Origin of the sequence: Paenibacillus foliorum (assembly GCF_013141765.1) — a bacterium.
Lineage (GTDB): Bacteria > Bacillota > Bacilli > Paenibacillales > NBRC-103111 > Paenibacillus_S > Paenibacillus_S foliorum.
Genome location: NZ_WHOD01000071.1, coordinates 37,455 through 55,703 on the forward strand (window position 1 = coordinate 37,455; position 18,249 = coordinate 55,703).

Annotated in this window: 20 protein-coding genes; 3 read left to right on the plus strand and 17 right to left on the minus strand. The window is 40.2% G+C overall.

Annotated features, from left to right (window positions below):
- Positions 1-5: 5 nt before the first annotated feature.
- From GC093_RS20855 to GC093_RS20895, 9 genes are all read right to left on the minus strand, one after another.
- The gene (locus GC093_RS20855; protein WP_171653836.1) at positions 6-713 is read right to left on the minus strand and encodes an MBL fold metallo-hydrolase; all 708 of its coding nucleotides are present in this window, start codon (positions 711-713) and stop codon (positions 6-8) included.
- Positions 710-1,951, minus strand: a complete 1,242-nt coding sequence (locus tag GC093_RS20860; protein WP_171653837.1) for a recombinase family protein — start codon at positions 1,949-1,951, stop codon at positions 710-712. The genes GC093_RS20855 and GC093_RS20860 overlap by 4 nt, the downstream gene beginning before the upstream one ends.
- A 43-nt stretch (positions 1,952-1,994) precedes the next feature.
- Positions 1,995-3,980 (minus strand): hypothetical protein, encoded by a 1,986-nt coding sequence (locus GC093_RS20865; protein WP_171653838.1) that lies wholly within the window; start codon positions 3,978-3,980, stop codon positions 1,995-1,997.
- On the minus strand, positions 3,977-4,198 hold the full coding sequence (locus tag GC093_RS20870; RefSeq protein WP_171653840.1) for a hypothetical protein: 222 nt from the start codon (positions 4,196-4,198) through the stop codon (positions 3,977-3,979). The genes GC093_RS20865 and GC093_RS20870 overlap by 4 nt, the downstream gene beginning before the upstream one ends.
- Before the next feature lie 74 nt (positions 4,199-4,272).
- Positions 4,273-4,545 carry an AbrB/MazE/SpoVT family DNA-binding domain-containing protein gene (locus GC093_RS20875; protein WP_171653841.1) on the minus strand — a complete coding sequence of 91 codons (273 nt, stop codon included), beginning with the start codon at positions 4,543-4,545 and terminating at the stop codon, positions 4,273-4,275.
- 146 nt (positions 4,546-4,691) lie between these two features.
- The gene (locus tag GC093_RS20880; protein ID WP_171653842.1) at positions 4,692-4,865 is read right to left on the minus strand and encodes a hypothetical protein; all 174 of its coding nucleotides are present in this window, start codon (positions 4,863-4,865) and stop codon (positions 4,692-4,694) included.
- 22 nt (positions 4,866-4,887) lie between these two features.
- A complete protein-coding gene (locus GC093_RS20885; protein ID WP_312886584.1) occupies positions 4,888-5,439 on the minus strand; it encodes a helix-turn-helix domain-containing protein in 552 nt (183 codons plus the stop codon).
- 81 nt (positions 5,440-5,520) lie between these two features.
- Positions 5,521-5,718 (minus strand): helix-turn-helix domain-containing protein, encoded by a 198-nt coding sequence (locus tag GC093_RS20890; protein ID WP_171653845.1) that lies wholly within the window; start codon positions 5,716-5,718, stop codon positions 5,521-5,523.
- 30 nt (positions 5,719-5,748) lie between these two features.
- Positions 5,749-5,997 (minus strand): helix-turn-helix transcriptional regulator, encoded by a 249-nt coding sequence (locus GC093_RS20895; RefSeq protein ID WP_171653847.1) that lies wholly within the window; start codon positions 5,995-5,997, stop codon positions 5,749-5,751.
- A gap of 155 nt (positions 5,998-6,152) precedes the next feature.
- Between GC093_RS20895 and GC093_RS20900 the strand changes: the two genes are divergently transcribed.
- A complete protein-coding gene (locus GC093_RS20900; RefSeq protein WP_171653848.1) occupies positions 6,153-6,521 on the plus strand; it encodes a helix-turn-helix domain-containing protein in 369 nt (122 codons plus the stop codon).
- A 316-nt stretch (positions 6,522-6,837) separates the two neighbouring features.
- On the opposite strand, the gene GC093_RS20905 is transcribed toward GC093_RS20900, so the two are convergent.
- The 5 genes from GC093_RS20905 to GC093_RS20925 form a co-directional block, all read right to left on the minus strand.
- Positions 6,838-7,563 carry a hypothetical protein gene (locus GC093_RS20905; protein ID WP_171653849.1) on the minus strand — a complete coding sequence of 242 codons (726 nt, stop codon included), beginning with the start codon at positions 7,561-7,563 and terminating at the stop codon, positions 6,838-6,840.
- A complete protein-coding gene (locus tag GC093_RS20910; RefSeq protein WP_171653850.1) occupies positions 7,556-8,080 on the minus strand; it encodes a hypothetical protein in 525 nt (174 codons plus the stop codon). Before GC093_RS20910 ends, GC093_RS20905 begins: the two co-directional genes overlap by 8 nt.
- On the minus strand, positions 8,073-8,900 hold the full coding sequence (locus GC093_RS20915) for a ParA family protein (RefSeq protein ID WP_171653851.1): 828 nt from the start codon (positions 8,898-8,900) through the stop codon (positions 8,073-8,075). Before GC093_RS20915 ends, GC093_RS20910 begins: the two co-directional genes overlap by 8 nt.
- A 119-nt stretch (positions 8,901-9,019) precedes the next feature.
- Positions 9,020-9,259: a hypothetical protein gene (locus tag GC093_RS20920; protein ID WP_171653852.1), complete on the minus strand. Its 240-nt coding sequence runs from the start codon at positions 9,257-9,259 to the stop codon at positions 9,020-9,022.
- A 59-nt stretch (positions 9,260-9,318) separates the two neighbouring features.
- Positions 9,319-9,825: a BglII/BstYI family type II restriction endonuclease gene (locus GC093_RS20925; RefSeq protein WP_171653853.1), complete on the minus strand. Its 507-nt coding sequence runs from the start codon at positions 9,823-9,825 to the stop codon at positions 9,319-9,321.
- A gap of 149 nt (positions 9,826-9,974) precedes the next feature.
- Here GC093_RS20925 and GC093_RS20930 point away from each other — a divergent pair, with 149 nt between their 5' ends.
- Positions 9,975-11,186, plus strand: a complete 1,212-nt coding sequence (locus GC093_RS20930) for a hypothetical protein (protein ID WP_171653854.1) — start codon at positions 9,975-9,977, stop codon at positions 11,184-11,186.
- A 179-nt stretch (positions 11,187-11,365) separates the two neighbouring features.
- On the opposite strand, the gene GC093_RS20935 is transcribed toward GC093_RS20930, so the two are convergent.
- From GC093_RS20935 to GC093_RS20945, 3 genes are read right to left on the minus strand one after another with little or no spacing between them, the layout of a single operon-like run.
- Positions 11,366-14,491, minus strand: coding sequence for a type I restriction endonuclease subunit R (locus tag GC093_RS20935; protein WP_171653855.1), 3,126 nt, complete (start codon positions 14,489-14,491; stop codon positions 11,366-11,368).
- Positions 14,488-15,837 carry a restriction endonuclease subunit S gene (locus GC093_RS20940; protein ID WP_171653856.1) on the minus strand — a complete coding sequence of 450 codons (1,350 nt, stop codon included), beginning with the start codon at positions 15,835-15,837 and terminating at the stop codon, positions 14,488-14,490. Before GC093_RS20940 ends, GC093_RS20935 begins: the two co-directional genes overlap by 4 nt.
- The gene (locus GC093_RS20945) at positions 15,834-17,576 is read right to left on the minus strand and encodes a type I restriction-modification system subunit M (RefSeq protein WP_171653857.1); all 1,743 of its coding nucleotides are present in this window, start codon (positions 17,574-17,576) and stop codon (positions 15,834-15,836) included. Before GC093_RS20945 ends, GC093_RS20940 begins: the two co-directional genes overlap by 4 nt.
- A gap of 175 nt (positions 17,577-17,751) precedes the next feature.
- Here GC093_RS20945 and GC093_RS20950 point away from each other — a divergent pair, with 175 nt between their 5' ends.
- The gene (locus GC093_RS20950; RefSeq protein WP_171653858.1) at positions 17,752-18,207 is read left to right on the plus strand and encodes a hypothetical protein; all 456 of its coding nucleotides are present in this window, start codon (positions 17,752-17,754) and stop codon (positions 18,205-18,207) included.
- Positions 18,208-18,249: the final 42 nt, after the last annotated feature.

Consider the following 18,249-nt stretch of genomic DNA (forward strand, 5'->3'; position numbering starts at 1 on the left):
TAGACTTACCTTTCCGCTATATAAACTACCTTGCCAGTAATCTCTTGAATCTCTCGTTTAAACATGGCTTCATCACTGTTGTTGTCGCTAAGATGCAGCAGCCATATCTCCTCCACCTTGCTCAGATCGTTGGCTCTAAAGAAGTCCTTAAGGTTCTCAAGACTGAAATGAGACCGGAGCAACCGTTTCTTCATAATGGCTGGAACTCTTCCAGAAGAAATATTTTCGTTTAATAGTTTCATAGAATAATTGCACTCAATAGAAATATGCGTAAGCCCGGAGAAGCGGTATTTTATGTAATAGGTGTCGGTAGCAAATAACAGCTTCTCTCCGGCCTGATTAACGAGCAAGAAGCCTAAAGGCTCCGATACATCGTGCTGAACGTCAAAGGGTAATATGGTCCATGTACCAATCGTGAACTGCTGAAGAGCTTGCAGTTGTTTCGTTCGATGGCTAGGGAGCTGTAACGCCTCAAGTGTTCCCGATGAGGCATAGATGTCAACTCCAGCTTTTACAAGGTCAGCCGCTGCCTTACAATGGTCCATATGTTCATGTGTGATTAGGCAGCCGGCTATTTGACTGATTCTAAAGTTAAGGGCTCGCTGTATATCCTTGTAACGAAGCCCTGCTTCTAGAAGTAGAACTGTTTCTCCATCTGTCACACGATAGGCATTGCCAGCGCTGCTTGAACCTAGTGGTGTTATTTCAATCACCAGCTATCAGTCCCTGCGGAAGCTCCTGCCTCATGGTTCTGTTGTTCAAAGCCTGCTAATGTTTGCTCAACAGGATTCTCACTCTCATTTTTAAATGCCGATGACTCTTGTCGAGTCATTTCGGGCGGACGCTGAGGAGTCACGTCGATAACTTCACGGTTCGCATTCTGCGTAACTTCCTCTTGAGCTTCGGATTCAGCAAATGCCATTTCAGCTTGCTTCAGATTCATGTAGTCGTCATCGATCTTCTGGCTATCAATAGTGATAGATCCATAGGCGGCTCGGAAAATGGTCTTCTCAACCATCTTTTCGTACCAGCCCCCGACAACTTCCTTCTCGCCTGTCTTTTGGCCGTTTGCATAAATATCTTTCTCACCACCCCAGAACTCAGCACTTGCTTTATCTGGCTTCCTCTTCTCAATATCCTTAAGGCTTAAAGTCACCAGTTTGTTTTTCTCAGGAGCTTTGGTAAACATGTGATAGTAAAATCCACCTACAATTGCGCCTCGGTTAAAATCATTGGTAATCTCGAATTCATAACTTTCTAAAGCATTATTGCGATCTTTCTTGATAGATTTGAATTTGTCGGTAGAAAACACTACCTCCACAACGGTGTAATCCGGCACATCAAGTCCATATTTGATTGCCTTCAGTTCCAGGCCACGGTAGCCTTCAATAAATCCGATATCATAATTTTTAGTATTGTTATTTTTGAAAGGAATTAAATTGATATGATTAGGTAATGCGGGGTCAAAACCAATTCGAGCGTATGAGACAACATTTACAGCCAGTTTCTCCATATTCACGTTTTGCCAAGTAATCGGCAGTGAATTGTATTTTTCATTCCTCTTCTGCTCGGCTGTTTTCAAGACTGAATCCAAGGCGATGAAATAATTTTGAGCAAGTCTTTGCTGAAATTTAGTAAGAGCCACTTCCCCTACACCTGATCCGAACTGAGCAATTACTTTGTTCATAAAGCGCTCTGACTGTGATACTTCCTTTTGAGCTATAGCGTTTGACAAGTAAACCGCCTCCTTAGTTTTATTAATCGCAATAGCTTCGGTTACAATGAGGGCATCCGGTGACCAATGAATTGCAAGCCTTCTCAGTTGTAATACCACTTGTATATTTGGTGATTCGATCATTTCCCAGATACTCAATTGGAGTGTAAATATTCTTCCGACAACTCCAGCAAACACCGCTAGCTGGCGCAAAATGAGGAGCCTGATTTTCTTCACAGTACTTCTTTTGAGCTTTCACACTCTCAACAATGTTGTACACCTAAACCGCCTCCTGCATCGTTTTTGTTAGGTCTTCTACACGAAGCTGCTTGTCCTTCTCGCTAACGATCAACCTGATTTGCTGGCCTTTTGTATCCATGATCTGTGTAACGGCCTCTGCGTTATCAATAAAGATCGGCGCTGATATGCCGTAATGCTCTGACAACGTGTTGATTATATCGAGGCCAATATTTGCTTGAGCAGCGCGATTCAGGCCGCTTGAGTATGGCACTCCATCACCAAGCGTTTCACAAACCTCAGCCAGTCCGCCGTTGATTTGTTGATCGAACAATTTGAACCGGGCGTATTTGAATTTAGAATTTATTTTCGATTCCAATAGAGAGACTTTAGTGCGAATGAACTCTTCAGTTAGGAAAAGCTCATGTTCAAACTTCTCGTACTCTGCAGCAAGTTGTTTCTCTTGCTGTTGAAGCTCTTCAATCCGCTTATAAAGCATTACAGCCTGGGCAATTTTTGCTTTGTCCTGCTCTAGCGATGAGACCTCATTACGGACCTTCGCAAGATCAATGCGAATCTTATCCACTGTATCCTGCATAGAAGAGCGCAGGCCGAGAATGTCACGCTTTATCGCTTCCACCTCTTGCTGCTTGTTAATGTAAGAAGGATCGGCACTCAAGTCAGTCATGCCCTCTCGAAGAACAATTAACTCAGCTTCTACTGCTGATACCTCAGATCTTTTATCCGTAAGCTGGTCTGTAAGCGAACCATTGGATTCATTTAAAGAGGCATTTTCCTTATCCATCCGATCGTACTCGGACTTAGCAGCTCGGCCTTGTGTTGATATGGCTTCCAGTCTTTCTGACTTACTCCGATTAAAGATAGCAAATGCCTTGTCGTGAGCTGCTTTGATCTGATCCTCTGGTAGAGATTGGCCGCAAGAAGGGCAATTCTCGTCATGATGACTACTGAAGGTTTCAGCATTGGTTATGGTATGCTGCTCACGCAACCGATCTCGTTCGGCAGAATTCCTCTCCATGGCTTTAGAGTTTTGTTCAATTCGACGCTGATTGTCCTCTATGGAACGCTGTAAGGAATTGCACTGGCTATGAAGGCTATTCATGGATTCCCTCTTGGCAGCAACCTTGTCCATTGTGCCTGCTTGGAGCTGGTTCTTTAGCTGCAGCAGCTCGCCTTCGATCTCCCGAAGTCGCTTTTCTTTTACTGCAACTTCACCACCGGACTGAACCCGTACCAGTTCAGCTTCTTTTTCTTGAATTCGGGACTTCAAAGTAGCAATATCATCGACCAAAAACTGTTCATCTAGCTCGGCAACATCCGGCTTACTCCGGTTGGCCTCATCAATTCGGATCGGGATTTTCTCCAACTCTTTATTGATCTCTGCTCGCTTAGCAGCAATTACCTTCCTATGATCCTCTATGCTACGATCGCCGAGGATTGCCGGCAGTTTTGACAATGCTTCACTGCTTGAGATAACTTCTTTATCTGAGATATCTCCACACACTTCTAGGAGGATTTTTCGACGATCCTGCCACTTCAACTGCTCATTAAAGAAAGCCGGGCTGGTCAGCAGCTTAAAGATGTTTTCACTAACAATTTCATCCACGCAAGTGTCATATTCGGCTTTCTTGGCCGGCACCCCATCAATGAAATAATCCGTTGTGTGACCGGTGAATTCAGATGTTGCCGCGCCGCGCTTTCTTGTCCACTTTTCTGTGAAAACCTTACGCAGCGTTCGGCGCCGTCCGCTAATAGCTAATGTGCCTTCAACCTCGTGCTCAAGGTTATGAAGCACTTTCCCATTGTTATCTAGTGTTTTAATCTCGAAATCCTTTTTGTTCTGACTGTCTTTATCAAACAGCAGCCAAGTGAAGGAATCAAAGATTGTGGTCTTTCCGACCGCGTTGTCACCATACACAGAAGTGTTACTGCCTTTCGATTCCAAAACAAAATTCTTGATTCCCTTGAAATTTCTCAGCTTTAGACTAATAAGATCAATTTGCCTCATATGCTCACACTCTCCTCCAATTCGCGATTTAGGATCCTTTGTTGATCCGGGTATTCACTATTTAGCTCCACTGAGAGCTCGTTTAATAACTGTGCAGTTAGCTCAAGCTTCGAATCCATCCAGAGGATCATATCCAAAGCCCCATGTGTGAAAGATCGACCTTTGATTTCATGTAGTTCATTAATCAGGGTCCGTAATGCATCCACTTTTTGTTGCATCGAAGTTCCTCCGTGTGTTAGAATCACAAATAATTATTTTTATTAACGATTAACCCTTGGAAGAGGATCGATTTTTAAACCGAATGTACGGTTAACTTCTCAGCATCGTTTACAATAATTTTCACGCAGCCCGTGCAGATCAATTTCCCTGGATATAATGATGTAAGCTGCTCTACGCTGCCGCACAAGGTGCATCCTGGTGCATACTTTCGCAAAACAATTTGCTGTCCGTCCGTGAAGATTTCGAGAGAATCTTTTGTATTAATATCCATGGTCTTACGTAGTTCCATGGGAAGAACGATTCTTCCAAGATGGTCCACTTGTCTAACAATTCCGGTTGCTTTCATATGTATTACTCCTTTTATGATGGGATTATTTATTAGTGCGCTTCTCACTTGCTAATGATTTGTGATAATATAGCTCCATAAGATTATTTAGTTGGACTCTTAGCGATACTCGGCTGGCGGGCCGGGTATTTTTCATTTTGTTAAACCTAGACCGTTGAACCGGTGTCAGATACTGCATCACTTGAACTTTCAAGGAATCGTCCCCTTTCATAAGCAAAATGTGCTACCACACACTCTTCTAAAGTCAATGAGATCCTGATTAAGTTAGCTGGCTTATCTCCGTCACAAGCAATAGAAATAATACCCGGTGTATCCTTCATTTCTTTGTCACCTCCTTTCGAGTTATCTCTCGCCTTTCTTAATTTCCAATTCATGCTTTTGTATCAATGATTTACGGTTTAAACCAAACTCCTCTTCAAGCACTCCCTGCAGCACAGATGCTTTTTCAAGTACATCTCTTATCTCATGCCAAACACGCTCAGCACTCTTTCTCCGTTTCTCAGGATCAATGTGTTTAGCCAAAACTAGTCCCTCCAATGCTGCCTCCAATTCAGAGAGTTCTCTTAGCAGCAAATCTTTTAAAGCTGCAGGATGGAGGTCTAAGTTAGGTAAATGCTCCAGAATATTGGATATGTATCCATCGGTTCGTTGATCGGCGATCTCAAGGGCAATTCTCCAGTTAAGTCCCGAAACGATAGTGTCATAGGATGCATCAAGTTCGCGCTCGCCGCGTTCAATTCTTCCAAGAACCGAACGATCCATAGAAAGTCGGTTCGCAAATTGTTGCTGAGTCATGTTGCTGGAGACACGATAGTTCCTGATTGCTTCACCAATTGACAAGGCTCTCCTTCCTTTCCGGCACAAGTATGATGGAGCTGTGCCTAACTTGAACAAACACTGAGTATTGAGGGTCAAAATAGCCTTCAACTTAAGGTATATTGAGATAACAAAATGGGTTAATATGGTATTAACCTTTTAAGCATTAGATGCAGCAATGGCTTTAATTTCTGCTTCTTGCTGTTTCATCCAAGCGTCTAAGGATTCTAAGCGGAAAAAGATGCGCCGGCGAACTCGGAAATGTGGGATTTGTTTGCGGCGGACCATGGTATAGACTGTGTCTTCACAGACACGCAGCTTTTCGGCAGCTTCTGTTACAGTTAAAGTTGTTTGCATGTAGTTGCCCTCCTCTAATAGTTTTAAGTTTTAGCCAGTGGAGCTATCTCCTAAATAGCGAATGTTCGTTTTTCGAACATCATCTTCAAAAAAAAGTTCATCGGTATCTCTATCAAGAATACATGCTAATTTCTGAGCAACTTTCAATGATGGATCATGTTCGCCTCTTTCAATATTTGCCAGGTACGCACGAGTAATCCCAGCAGAAAATGCAAGTTTCTCTTGTGTAAAACCTTTAACTTTTCTAGCTTGAATAAGTGCTGATCTTTTTTGATTCATTCTTCTTTCACCTTCTTCCTTTACTTGTATTAAGAAGTTATAACCCTATTATAAGTTCGTATAACGCACATGTCAACGATTATTGTTCGTTTTATGAACGTTTATTTTACGAACATTTTACTATACAATTATATTCATGCAGGAGGTGCTATTCTTTGGAGTTTAAAGACAGGTTAAAACAATTAAGGCAAGAACGTGCCATGACTCAAGAACAACTAGCTCATGCCCTGGACATCCCTCCAGCTACAATAAGAAGACTTGAAACTGCTGCAGATTCTCTTCCAAGAAAAGAAAGGTTGCAAAATATTGCTGACTTCTTTTCAGTACAAATAGATTACCTTGTTGGCCGTACTAATGACCGTATTAGCATCGACAAAAATTACTCAAATATTAACGTAGCTTATTTCGGTGGCGCCAAAGAGGAACTTACTGAAGAAGAAGCAGCGCGGCTTAAAGAAGAGTTGGAGATGTTTCGGCTGTTGAAAGAAAAGAAGATGAGAGAAAAGGACAATAACAAAGCATAAAACCAAGAACCACTCCTGATCATGGAGTGGTTTATTAATAAGGATACGTATGAAGGGGATATTGCAAATCCATTGGCATTGAATCTCTATACGTATGTCCATAATATTCCGCTAGAATCAAACCACTTGGTACAGCTATTAAAATAAGGAGTAGCCCTAATTGGATAATTATACGCACATTATTGCAAAGATCAATGGGATTATAGGCTACGAAAAAGGTAGTGTTTTTCGCATAGAAAAGTATGGTATGAAGTAATCAATTTTATTTAAATCTACTCTTCATTTCGTACTTTATTAAAATTCCAATATCAGATACCTACACTATCAAAATTCCGTTTTCAATTGCCTCAAAAATTTCCTTTTTTGTTTTTAGGGTCATAGTTGATAAAAAAATGCCTTTATTTAAAGGATGCATATTATTTATTAATGAATTGTAGTTTAGTAAAATAATCCCTAAGATTGAATCAAGAAGTTTTAAATAAAATGAATTAAAATTAGAGGACATCTTATGGTCATATCTCGGTAGAAGGTTTAATGATGCTATACTTCCCAATTCAACATTCCTAGCACTATGTGCGAACATACACAATTCTTTATATAAAGCGTGTATAGTTGTATAATAATTCTTTCCAATGCCATTTAAAAAAAACGAATGCTGACTTGCAATTTCAAATATTTTGTAAACACTTTTCTCGTCGTAAATCCCTGCGTTATCATTTCCTAGAATAGCCTTAAGAAAGGTTTCTATTGCGCTTCTCAATGTGAGATTTGCAGTTTTATAGGAACCTACTGACCAACAAAAAATCGATTGCATAAGATCTGATGCAGTTTCTTTATAGTAGGTAATACTAAGCTCAGTAACTAAGCTAATTTCTTTGTACTGTTGTTCTAGCTCAGCTAGAAATAACAAATAACCGTACGATTTTTTATGCATAGATTTAAGATAGTTTAAATATTGCGGATTTGAGATAGACTCACTAAGATCAAAATCCTTTAAGTAAGTAGTAAGCACAGCAGCATCTTGAGATATCTCTCTACTCATTTTTTCTCTCCGTAAGTTTTTGGATAGTTTCATTCCACGAGAAGTTATTATTTGTTCTATCCTCTTTAATTTTTCTCAATTGCTCCTCATTTGAGGTAACTTTTGTTAATACATTCACCAAATTTTCTAACTCACTATCGGATAAAGTATCAGTTTCACAAACTATTAAACCTATCAGCTCATATCTAGACCTCTTACCTTGTCTAGGCATTTTTATTCCGAGAACATCTTCTGCAAATTCAATTATCGATAAGTTAGTAGAGAACAACACTTCATCCTTAAAAAGTCGAGGTAAAACCCCAATCAAGAAGTGAATGTTTGGGTTCGGTGATTTAAATTCTTCAGCTACTGTTAAACTTTGACTGTTCTTTAAAAGATCTCTCATTAGTTGAGGAGTATCTTTTAATTTTGAAATTTTTTTGGAATCAATTAACCAAATTAACTCTTCTATAAATTCTATCGATTTATAGATTTCATCTTTCTTCTTATTATTTAATAGAATATTCATATCAGCCAATCCTTTCGATGAGCTCCTTGACAATCCCCACTAAGTTACTTTTTAATAAAGAATCATCAATATCTAAAATAAATTCTTGTTTTAATTGTCTTCTAGCAACTTCTACTCTTTTCGGTAAAGATTTTATAAATATTTTATCTTTCCAAACCTCACTTCGCGCCAAATTCCTTCTTGCATCCCTAAAAACATATGTATTTTCCTCTGCAACAGTAAGAACGACTCCAGCACAAGCGATTTTATTTCCAAAATTCTCCATTTTCTCAGTGACAATCCCATTTAGAAGATCTATTCCAGTTAAGCTTATGGGATCCGGCTTTACTGGTATAAGATAGTATTGCGATGCTAGTAAAGCACTAGTCATCCAAACGGATGGCGTTGGTGGTGTATCAATAATAACATATTCATATGAATTACCGAGTGTGGTCAAAAAGTTTTTAATTCTGAATTCCCTACCTTGACCTGGTGCCATTTCCAATTTGTATAAGTCCAATGCTCCAGGTAGTAATTGAAATCCCCTTCTAGTTTGATAAGGTTTTATCTCATCTAAATTTTTAGGTACTCTTTTATTCACACCTTCTGTAAAACTAATTGTAGGCCTGATATTTCTATCAAAAATGTTAAGAACCGTATCTTCTCCATCCTTAAGGTAATTAAAGTATTCGTTACCTGACATCAAACATTGAGTAGCATTAAATTGAGGATCTACATCAATTAAGAGCACTTTCTTACCATGCCTTTGATAGAGGCAATCCGCAATATTAACAGCAAGAGTGGTTTTTGCGACTCCCCCTTTCATGTTAATTAAACTAATAACTTTCATATATTAACCCCCTAATAGTAATACTGTTTATAAAATAGCAAATTTCGCCAAATAAGTATATCTTTTTTTAGGTAAAAAGGACTAAATACGACACCTTGAGAGTGTCGTATGATATATTACTATTTTTTTTCTTCAAATTTCTTTAAAATTGCATTGATACTTTCCTTATGCTCCTCATTAGCGAAAACAACATATTCAACAAAACTACTACTCCTATCTGGTTCTGCTTGAATAGTATGGTCACGAAAGTTCATATTGAAAATATTCTCGAATTTTATTCTTGTAATCTCATCACTGAAAGATATTTCAAAACAATATCTACGATGATAATTACTAAAACCAAGGTAATTTATTTTCATTACGCCCCCCTCTTCTCCCTCTTGGAATCACTTGCACCCACAGATTGCTATAAATTTAACTAAAAATCTATACCTATAACATAAATAGGAATCTGAATTGCGCTCTTGAAATGTGGCAAATAATTAACCACTTTCTCAAATGAGAGTGAGCCTTCCCAGTTTTGATTATATATTTTTTTCATTTGTTTTTGAAAATTCTTCGTAGTAACTATGTATATCCCAACATCGATCTTATCCAGGCCCGAGTATGATCCAACCTGGAACTTTAATAAATCAATTCCTATGAACGAGGCGTGACCAAAAGCGACCTCAATCCCGACTCGGCTCTTAAGAAAGTCCATTTTTGCCGAGGGATCCACTGCTTCATCGAAAAGATATGGCTGCGATTCCCAACCTTTTGACACAAACTTATCATTTAGAATCCTATTGAAGTTTGGCCGCGAAAGTTCGGCGACATTAATATCTTTACTTAACAAAATGTCTTCGACTTCTTGTTTAAGTGAAAGATTACTATTTAAAATGTGTTCGGCAAATCTATAAGAGAATTTATTTAATCTAATTGTCATCAGTTGATTCATCCTTTGTTATCTATCCTACTTCCTATTAAAATAACAAATTTAGCCAAAAAAGTATATCTTTTTTGAAAGCAGATGGTATAATATACCTGGTTCTTCTCACCTAATTTAAGGATCTCATCATAATATAGGAGAATATAATGGACAAGAGTGCATTAAACTTATTTAAATACCTAATCAGTAAAATACTTAATAATGATTTTGATCCAGATAACCTTAATACCTTTGTGTCTTACAAAGATGTTCATACCAAATTAGGTCTTCAGAGAATTTCAGGTACATATGGTCGCAGTCTTGAATTACAAGGTCTGGGCTCTTTAGCAAGTTGGTTGAAAAGCGAACAATTGCCAGCAATCACAGGACTTATTATAACGGAGGCGAAAAAACAACCTGCTGATGGTTTTTTTAAGTTGTATGGGAAAGATTCTAGGGAATCTAGAGACTGGTGGAAGGAAGAAATTGAAAAAGTTTTACATTATGATTGGGTTAATGCTCTTTTAAAAATAATTAATAAAAACGAGGATAATACATTTATGCCGACTACAGAAATAATTGGGTTGGCCGATCTAGACTTCGAGTTCAAACTTAATCTCTCCTTTCAGACTGTCTTTGATATGGGGCATGTACTTACAAATATTCAAGCATTGTTTTCAGGATTTTTTTATAGTATTGAACCTACTGAACTTGAGTATGAATGGTTAGAAGAAAACGATATACATGAGTTAAATCTCCCTTCTGAATTTATAAAAACGATAAATACAATTCCTAATATAGATGATTCAATAAAAGATAAAATTTTAACAGACATATCAAAGTTATTACCTGTAAAAAAAAAGATGGCTTCATTACAAACATACTCAACAAGATCTCAAAAAATCTCCTCACAGTATAAAAACAAATTAAGATTACGGAGCTTTAAACAAGGGAGTCTACTACTAGAAATAACATCCTCAGTCTTAGGCGGTCTTCTACTGAAGTTCTTAGAAAAATTGTTATTTAAAGAAGAACAGTCTAATACCCAGGTTATTAATATCAACATAGAGAATAGTTGTATCATAATTAATAAGCATGGTGAATCAAAATTAATAAAATCCAGTGAATACAAAGATTACTTCTTCAATGATAATAAGGAAATATCACATGCTGTTACATCTGAGAATTTTATTAATAAAATTCTGGATCAAGTTACTTATGATAGTATGGATATCGAAAGCAGTGTTAAATCTCTTTTTGAGGTCTTAGAAAAAGAAAGAGTTATAAGTAAATATACAAGCTACGACAAAAGAGCTACAAAAACGGTAGTTAGGGATATTAGTAAATTAAAAGGTGCACTTTTTAATGTCCAATGTTAAAATCGTTTTATTATCCTTCCAAAATCTATGAGCTATGAGTTGACTAATTACATACCAATCCTCATTTAGCTCACTAACAATAACTCACGTTTCAACTCAATAATTATTATCTAAGAAAGAAATAAAACGACACCCTTGTTCAAGGTGTCGTTATGTTATAATTAATTATCTTTAGGTCTTTACTTTGTATCAGCACGCTTTTGCAGTGCCTCGTAAAGACCTGCTGGCCCGAGCAGGATATCCTTCAGGTTGTGACGAACTTTTTCTGAATCCAGTGCTTGCTTGCTCATGACGCTATGGGCGGTAAAGGCGTCCATTATTGCATTCAACAGCTCACTGGATAAGTCAGGGGAATTAGCGAACTGCTCCTTAGTGTTGTTCGCTGCTTGCTGAACTAGGATGTCTGACTCGAGCAACTTGCCCTTAAGGACTTGGTTAACATAAACCAACTTATCATCATCAGTCAACTCACCCTCGAATAGATCGTTTACCTTCGCGATAATCTCAGCTAGAAGTGCTTTCTCCATCTCATGAACCTCGCCAGTTCCGGGATCGGTGAGAGGCTTTAGCTTCTCTCCCTCTCCTTCACCGAGTACCAAGTTGCGCTTGCCCTGGTCTTTTAGCCTGTGGTGAGTAAGCACCACCTTTGAAAGATCCACTCCATCACGCTCTCGCCCGAACTCTAGTAGCGGTAAAAGTCGTTTGAAAAAGATTGCCCGTTTTTCAATAGCTGTATTACCATAGTCGAAAATCTGAGAGAGGAATGCATACACTCGCAGAAATGCACCAAGATTCCGCTTAAATAAGATCAGAGCATTAATCTCATTCTGAGCCTCCTGTTCGCCCTTGGTATCTTGCTTCGACTTCGCTATCAAAAGTAAATTTTTTGCTGCCTTATATCGTTTTAGTAATCGATCAGCTACAGGCTCTAATGCTGCTGATAACTCAGACTGTGATGCTTTTGGGTTCATCTCAACCAAAACTACGCGTTCTACCTCGTTATCGTCATAATTGCCAGTGGCGTCTAGTTTTGCCCTTAAATCGTATACTAAATGAGGATCTGTGACACCAGAAAGTTCCGCTGTGTTGTAATACTGCTTGAAGGCTGCCAAGATCTCTGCAGGATCATTTACGAAGTCAAGAATATAGGTTGTGTCCTTAGTCCCATGTTCACCCTTATAGGAACGATTCAAACGTGAAAGGGTCTGAACTGCTTGAATGCCTCCCAAACGCTTATCGACATACATACCGCATAGAAGAGGCTGGTCAAATCCTGTTTGGAACTTATTTGCTACCAAAAGAACTTGGTACTCATCCGTAGCAAATGCATCTCTTATGTCGCGTCCTCGTAGGTTGGGATTTAAAACTTTACTACTTTCCGTAAAGGGATCTGGACCAGATTCCTTATCTTTCACCTCGTCAGAAAAGGCTACCAATGTTCCTATTTTATAGCCTTGTGCTTTGATATACTTTTCTATTGCTAACTGCCATCTGACCGCCTCTACACGACTACCCACAACAACCATAGCTTTCGCTTGACCCTTCAGTAGAGGAGACATGTTCTCACGGAAGTGTTCCACAACCACCTGTACCTTTTGGGCGATGTTGTACGGATGCAAGCGAACCCAGCGCATAATACCCTTCATGGCTTCGCTACGCTCTACTTCTTTCTCATCCCATTCTTTCCCATCGTTAGCCAATTTGAAAGCCAAGCTATAAGGCGTGTAGTTTTTCAATACATCTAGGATGAATCCTTCTTCAATGGCCTGTTGCATTTCGTACACATGAAAGGGGGCTGGTAGGTTCTCTTCACCAGGAGGCAATTCCGGATTGGGACGACAACCGAACAACTCCAGCGTCTTCGACTTCGGTGTAGCAGTAAAGGCAACAAAGGTGATGCCTGGCACACTTGCACGAGCTGCCATGTGTGCTGCGAGCAAGTCTTCTGTGCTCACTTCCCCGCCGTCGGTCAATTCTTTTAATTCTTCAGCTGATAGCAATTGCTTAAGCTTTGAAGCTGCTTCCCCAGTCTGTGAACTGTGTGCCTCATCTGCGATGACAGCGAATCGCTTTCCTTGAGTTGCTGCGAGCTCTTGTACCGCTTTAAGTGCAAATGGGAATGTCTGTATTGTGCAGACCACGATTTTCTTATCTCCGGACAGAGCTTTAGCCAGCTCCCCACTTTTACTTTGCGACTTTCCAGTGATAGTTGACACCACACCGGTGGTTCGTTCAAATCCAAAAATGGCCTCTTGTAACTGCAAATCAAGGACGTTCCGATCACTAACCACAAGAACGGAATCAAATATCTTCTTATGTTCCGTATCATGCAGATCCGCAAGAAAATGTGCCGTCCAAGCAATCGAATTGGTCTTACCAGAACCGGCCGAATGCTGGATCAGATATTTCTTCCCTGGTCCAGTTTGGAGGACATCGGCTACTAATTTGCGTGTAGCGTCTAATTGGTGGTAGCGTGGGAAGATCGTGGAAATAATTTGTTTCTTGCTATCACGCTTAGTTACTAAGTAACGACCGAGTATTTCCAGCCAGCTCTCACGTTCCCATATATGCTCCCATAGGTAGGAAGTCCGATGACCAAATTCATTCACAGGGTTACCCGCGGCACCATCATTGCCCTTATTAAATGGGAGAAAACTAGTAGCAACTCCTTGGAGCTTTGTGGTCATGCATGCTTCACTATTGCTTACTGCAAAATGAACCAGAGCTCCTCCTGGAAAGTTTAATAGAGGCTCCGCTGGTTTCCCTTTTGGACGAGGATCACGATCAAATCGATACTGATCAACCGCGTCTTCCACGGACTGAGTAAAGTCACTTTTTAGTTCTACTGTAGCTACTGGGATACCATTAAGGAACAGTACAAGATCGATCGCATTCTCATTATGTAGGGAATACCGCACTTGCCTTACGACACGTAGTCTATTGGCCGCATATTTTTCCTGAAGGTTGGGGTTCATGGCAAGTGCTGGTTTAAACTGGGTCAGCTGCAGTGGCTGTCGCAATCCCAGCATCTCCACGCCATGACGTAGCACATCAAGCGTGCCACGATCATCTATCTGCTTGCGCAAGCGTTCCAGAAGCATGGCCTTCATAGAAACACCATGGCTTTTAGCAAGAGATTCCCAAGCTTTAGGTTGGGTTTCCTGCACCCAAGCCACTACATCTTCGGGGAACAGGGCATGAGCACGGTCGTATAGTTGCGCATCGCCGTCGGCGTACAGCCAACCGTGTGCTGCCAAGTAGGTGCAGATGTCGTTTTCATATTCGATTTCTTTGTGAAGGCTCATGTCAGTACCTCATCTATTTGTTCTACGAGTCCGCTTACATCAATCTTTCCGGTGACAACAGCGGAGATTAATGCACTTCGGCGTTCTTTGAGCAGGTCGATAGCACGTTCTGCTTCAGCAACCAATGCGTGTATTTGAGAAAATTCGTATTCGAGGAAAGCTACGATGGTTACTTGCTCCTCTGAAGGGGGCAAAGGTATGCGTAGATTGCGTATATCATCGACGTTAACACGTTTAAACGTCGAGCCCACCATTAGGTTCTCTAACTGTTCAATAACAACACGAGAACGAATTACAGATTGAAGATAATCACTGGAAAAATCAGATGTTCTTTTTCTCATAAGACAAACATCTTGTCCCATTGCGAAAGGAGGATGCCAACTCGCAACTTGCGATACCTCACCAACAGTCGCATTTCGACTAAATATTAGATCCCCTGGTAGGGGTTTGCGTCCCCCCTCTATCAACTGCTCATAATAAAGCTGACTTGTCTGCTTTGCTTCCCTAAGATCAATAAATTGGCTCTGGACTTCCCGAATACTTGCTAACGGAATACCATCATCAATAAAATCGGCCGTGATGTGTTTGCAATCAGTAACTGACCAAACTCGCTTCAGAGCGATGACTTCCCAATGCTCCGGCACCTCCCCCAGCCATTCAATGCCAGAGTCTTTCATCGGTGCTGTGGGGTTGAGTCCTTTGGAAACAGCATGGGAGACGACTGCATGGTACTTCTCTTTAAGCAGCGTGATAAGTCTTTCCTGTTCCGATACCAATGCGTCGATTTTGCATGTTTCATGGTCTAGAAACTTTGCAATGCCATACTGCTCTGAGGGGGCTGGTAAGGGACATGGAATATTCCCTAACAACTCAAGGTTGAGGCCGTCACGCAGATCACCACCAGCTAAGTTTCTAATTCTTTGATAGTTCGAGGTAAGCCACCAGTAAAGAAACCTACCTTCAATTTTTGTTGTCGGTATAATGGCAGCCAACGATTGGTTACCTGTTGTTGGAATAGCTAACTGGGCGACCATTCCCTTAGTTTTGCCTTGCCCTGCAATGGCCATAACTAGCGCACCTGAAGGTATCCACTTTGTACTGCTATTGTCAAACGCCTCTTCGGTGATGTATTCAGAAGGCTCAGTAATTAATGATTGATTGACCGCTCCTGAATTGATCCAAGGTATAGATCCCTCAGACCAATATTCAAGTTTTTGCTTATCCGGAGTACCTCCTGTATATCGAGTTGACAGCCAACGAAGGCTTGCTTTCCCCCAATGCGTTGGTATCTGTCCGAGCCACTCAACGCCACTATCCTTATACTCCAAATAACACTCAAAGATCATGCCTTTAATCCCTCCAACATACCCTTAATCCTTTCGGTCACTGCGATAAGGTCATCATCAATTTCCTTCAGTTGACGTGGCTGTTGGAATACATAGAAGCACCGATTAAAGGGAATCTCATAACCTACCTTGGTTTTATCATGGTCAATCCAAGCATCCGGTACATGAGGCAACACTTCAAGCTTGAAAAAAGCTTCCACATCTTCATCTAGCGGTACGTTCTCAGTATCACGAAGACTAGGATCAGGCTGTGGCTTACCTTTCAGCTTTCCTTTTTGCCCCAGCAAGATATTGCCGTTCTCGTCACGCAAGGGACGTTCGACAGTGATAGTTCGGAATCCAAAGTCGTTGTTATGGACTATGCGACTGATTGGCTTACCGTTCTTTTCATCCTCCATGAAGCTACCGAACAGTCGAGTGACTTCAGCTATGTGTTCCTCCGAGAGTTCCTTTCGTTTACTCCCTAATGATTTGCGCATCTTCTGCCACATGTCGCTAGCGTCAATCAACTGCACCTTACTTTTCCGGGACTCTGGTTTACGGTTAGATACAATCCATACATAGGTGGATATACCGGTGTTATAGAACATATCAGTAGGCAATCCAACGATCGCCTCCAGTAGGTCATTTTCAATCACATACCGACGTATTTCGCTCTCACCGCTACCCGCGCCTCCAGTGAACAGTGGAGAACCGTTCAGGACGATTCCGAAGCGGCTGCCCCCCTCACTTGCCGGACGCATTTTCGCGATTAGGTGCAATAGAAAGAGCATCGAACCATCAGATACACGGGGCAATCCAGGTCCAAAGCGGCCGTTGTAACCTTGTTGCTCATGCTCCTTGCGGATCTCCTTCTCAACCTTTTTCCATTCCACACCAAAAGGTGGATTTGAGAGCATATAGTCAAAGTGCTTATGTTGGTGACCATCGTCAGAGAGCGTATTGCCTAAAGAGATGTTAGCAACATCTTGCCCCTTAATAAGCATGTCCGCCTTACAGATAGCATATGACTCTGCATTGAGTTCCTGCCCAAAAACAGTGAGACGTGCTTTAGGGTTGTGCTCCTCCAAATACTCTCCCGCAACAGATAGCATCCCCCCTGTACCTGCCGTAGGATCGTATATAGTACGCACAACTCCTGGCTTAGAGAGAACTTCATCATCTTCGATAAATAGCAAATTAACCATCAATCGTATAACTTCACGTGGAGTAAAATGCTCCCCAGCAGTTTCATTCGAAATTTCCGCAAACTTTCGGATCAGTTCCTCAAATACAAGTCCCATCTGATGGTTATCTACTATTTCTGGATGCAGGTCAACTTGAGAGAACTTTTCAGTTACTTGATAAAGAAGACCCGCCTTTTGAAGTCTTTCGATTTGAGTATGGAATTCAAAACTTTCAAATATGTCTCTAACAGCAGGAGAAAATGCTTGAACGTAGCTATAAAGATTCTCATTTATGTGATCTTGGTCACCCATCAGTTTTTTCATATCCAAGGGTGAGGTGTTATAAAAACTTTGACCCGACTTACGAAGAAGGAACGGATCAGGATTTATACCCATTTCCATCTTTTCTTTATATTCATCTAGTACTACTTGTTTAGTAGCTTCTAAAACGCAGTCTAGCCTACGTAGAACGGTAAAAGGTAAGATTACCTTGCCATAGTCTGATTGCTTATAGTCTCCGCGTAATAGGTCAGCGACTGACCAAATGAAGGCGGATAGATTTTGCTGATTCATGTTTTAATCCCCCATCGTATTTTAAATTACAAACTAATTAACGATCTTAAATAACGTAAATTATAATAATTCGACATTATTCACTGTTGTCCTTTTTTTTTCCTTGTTAATTATTACAAATTACTCATTTTTTCCTTTATAATATAAGAAAACAGAAATTTAGAGAGGCAACTAAATGTTAAATTATCCGACTGAAAAAGAAATCAAAAGTAAAGTAGAACGAGCGATAAATCTGCTCTTTAAGAATGATATTTACTTGCTACATAAGAATGTAAATGAAAGAGCTATTGCACATAGACTTGCAGTTTACTTAGAGAAATTATTTGACACTTGGAATGTTGACTGTGAATATAACCGAATGGATAATGATCCGAAGAGACTTATGAATTATAAAAACGATGACGGAGATCTAGTATTACCGGACATAATTGTTCATCATAGGGGAACTACGAATAACTTACTTGCCATTGAAATAAAAAAAGAATCATCTATTACCCCTTCCAATTATCAAGCTGATATACAAAAGCTTAAGCAATACAAGCTTGAACTTGACTATAAACATGTACTGTTTATTAGTTTTTCTACTAATAGCGATCCAAAAGTTACTCGTTTCGATCTTAATCCTAACTAAAAGACAAAACCCTCAGTAAGAGGGTTTTGTCTTTTCGCATAT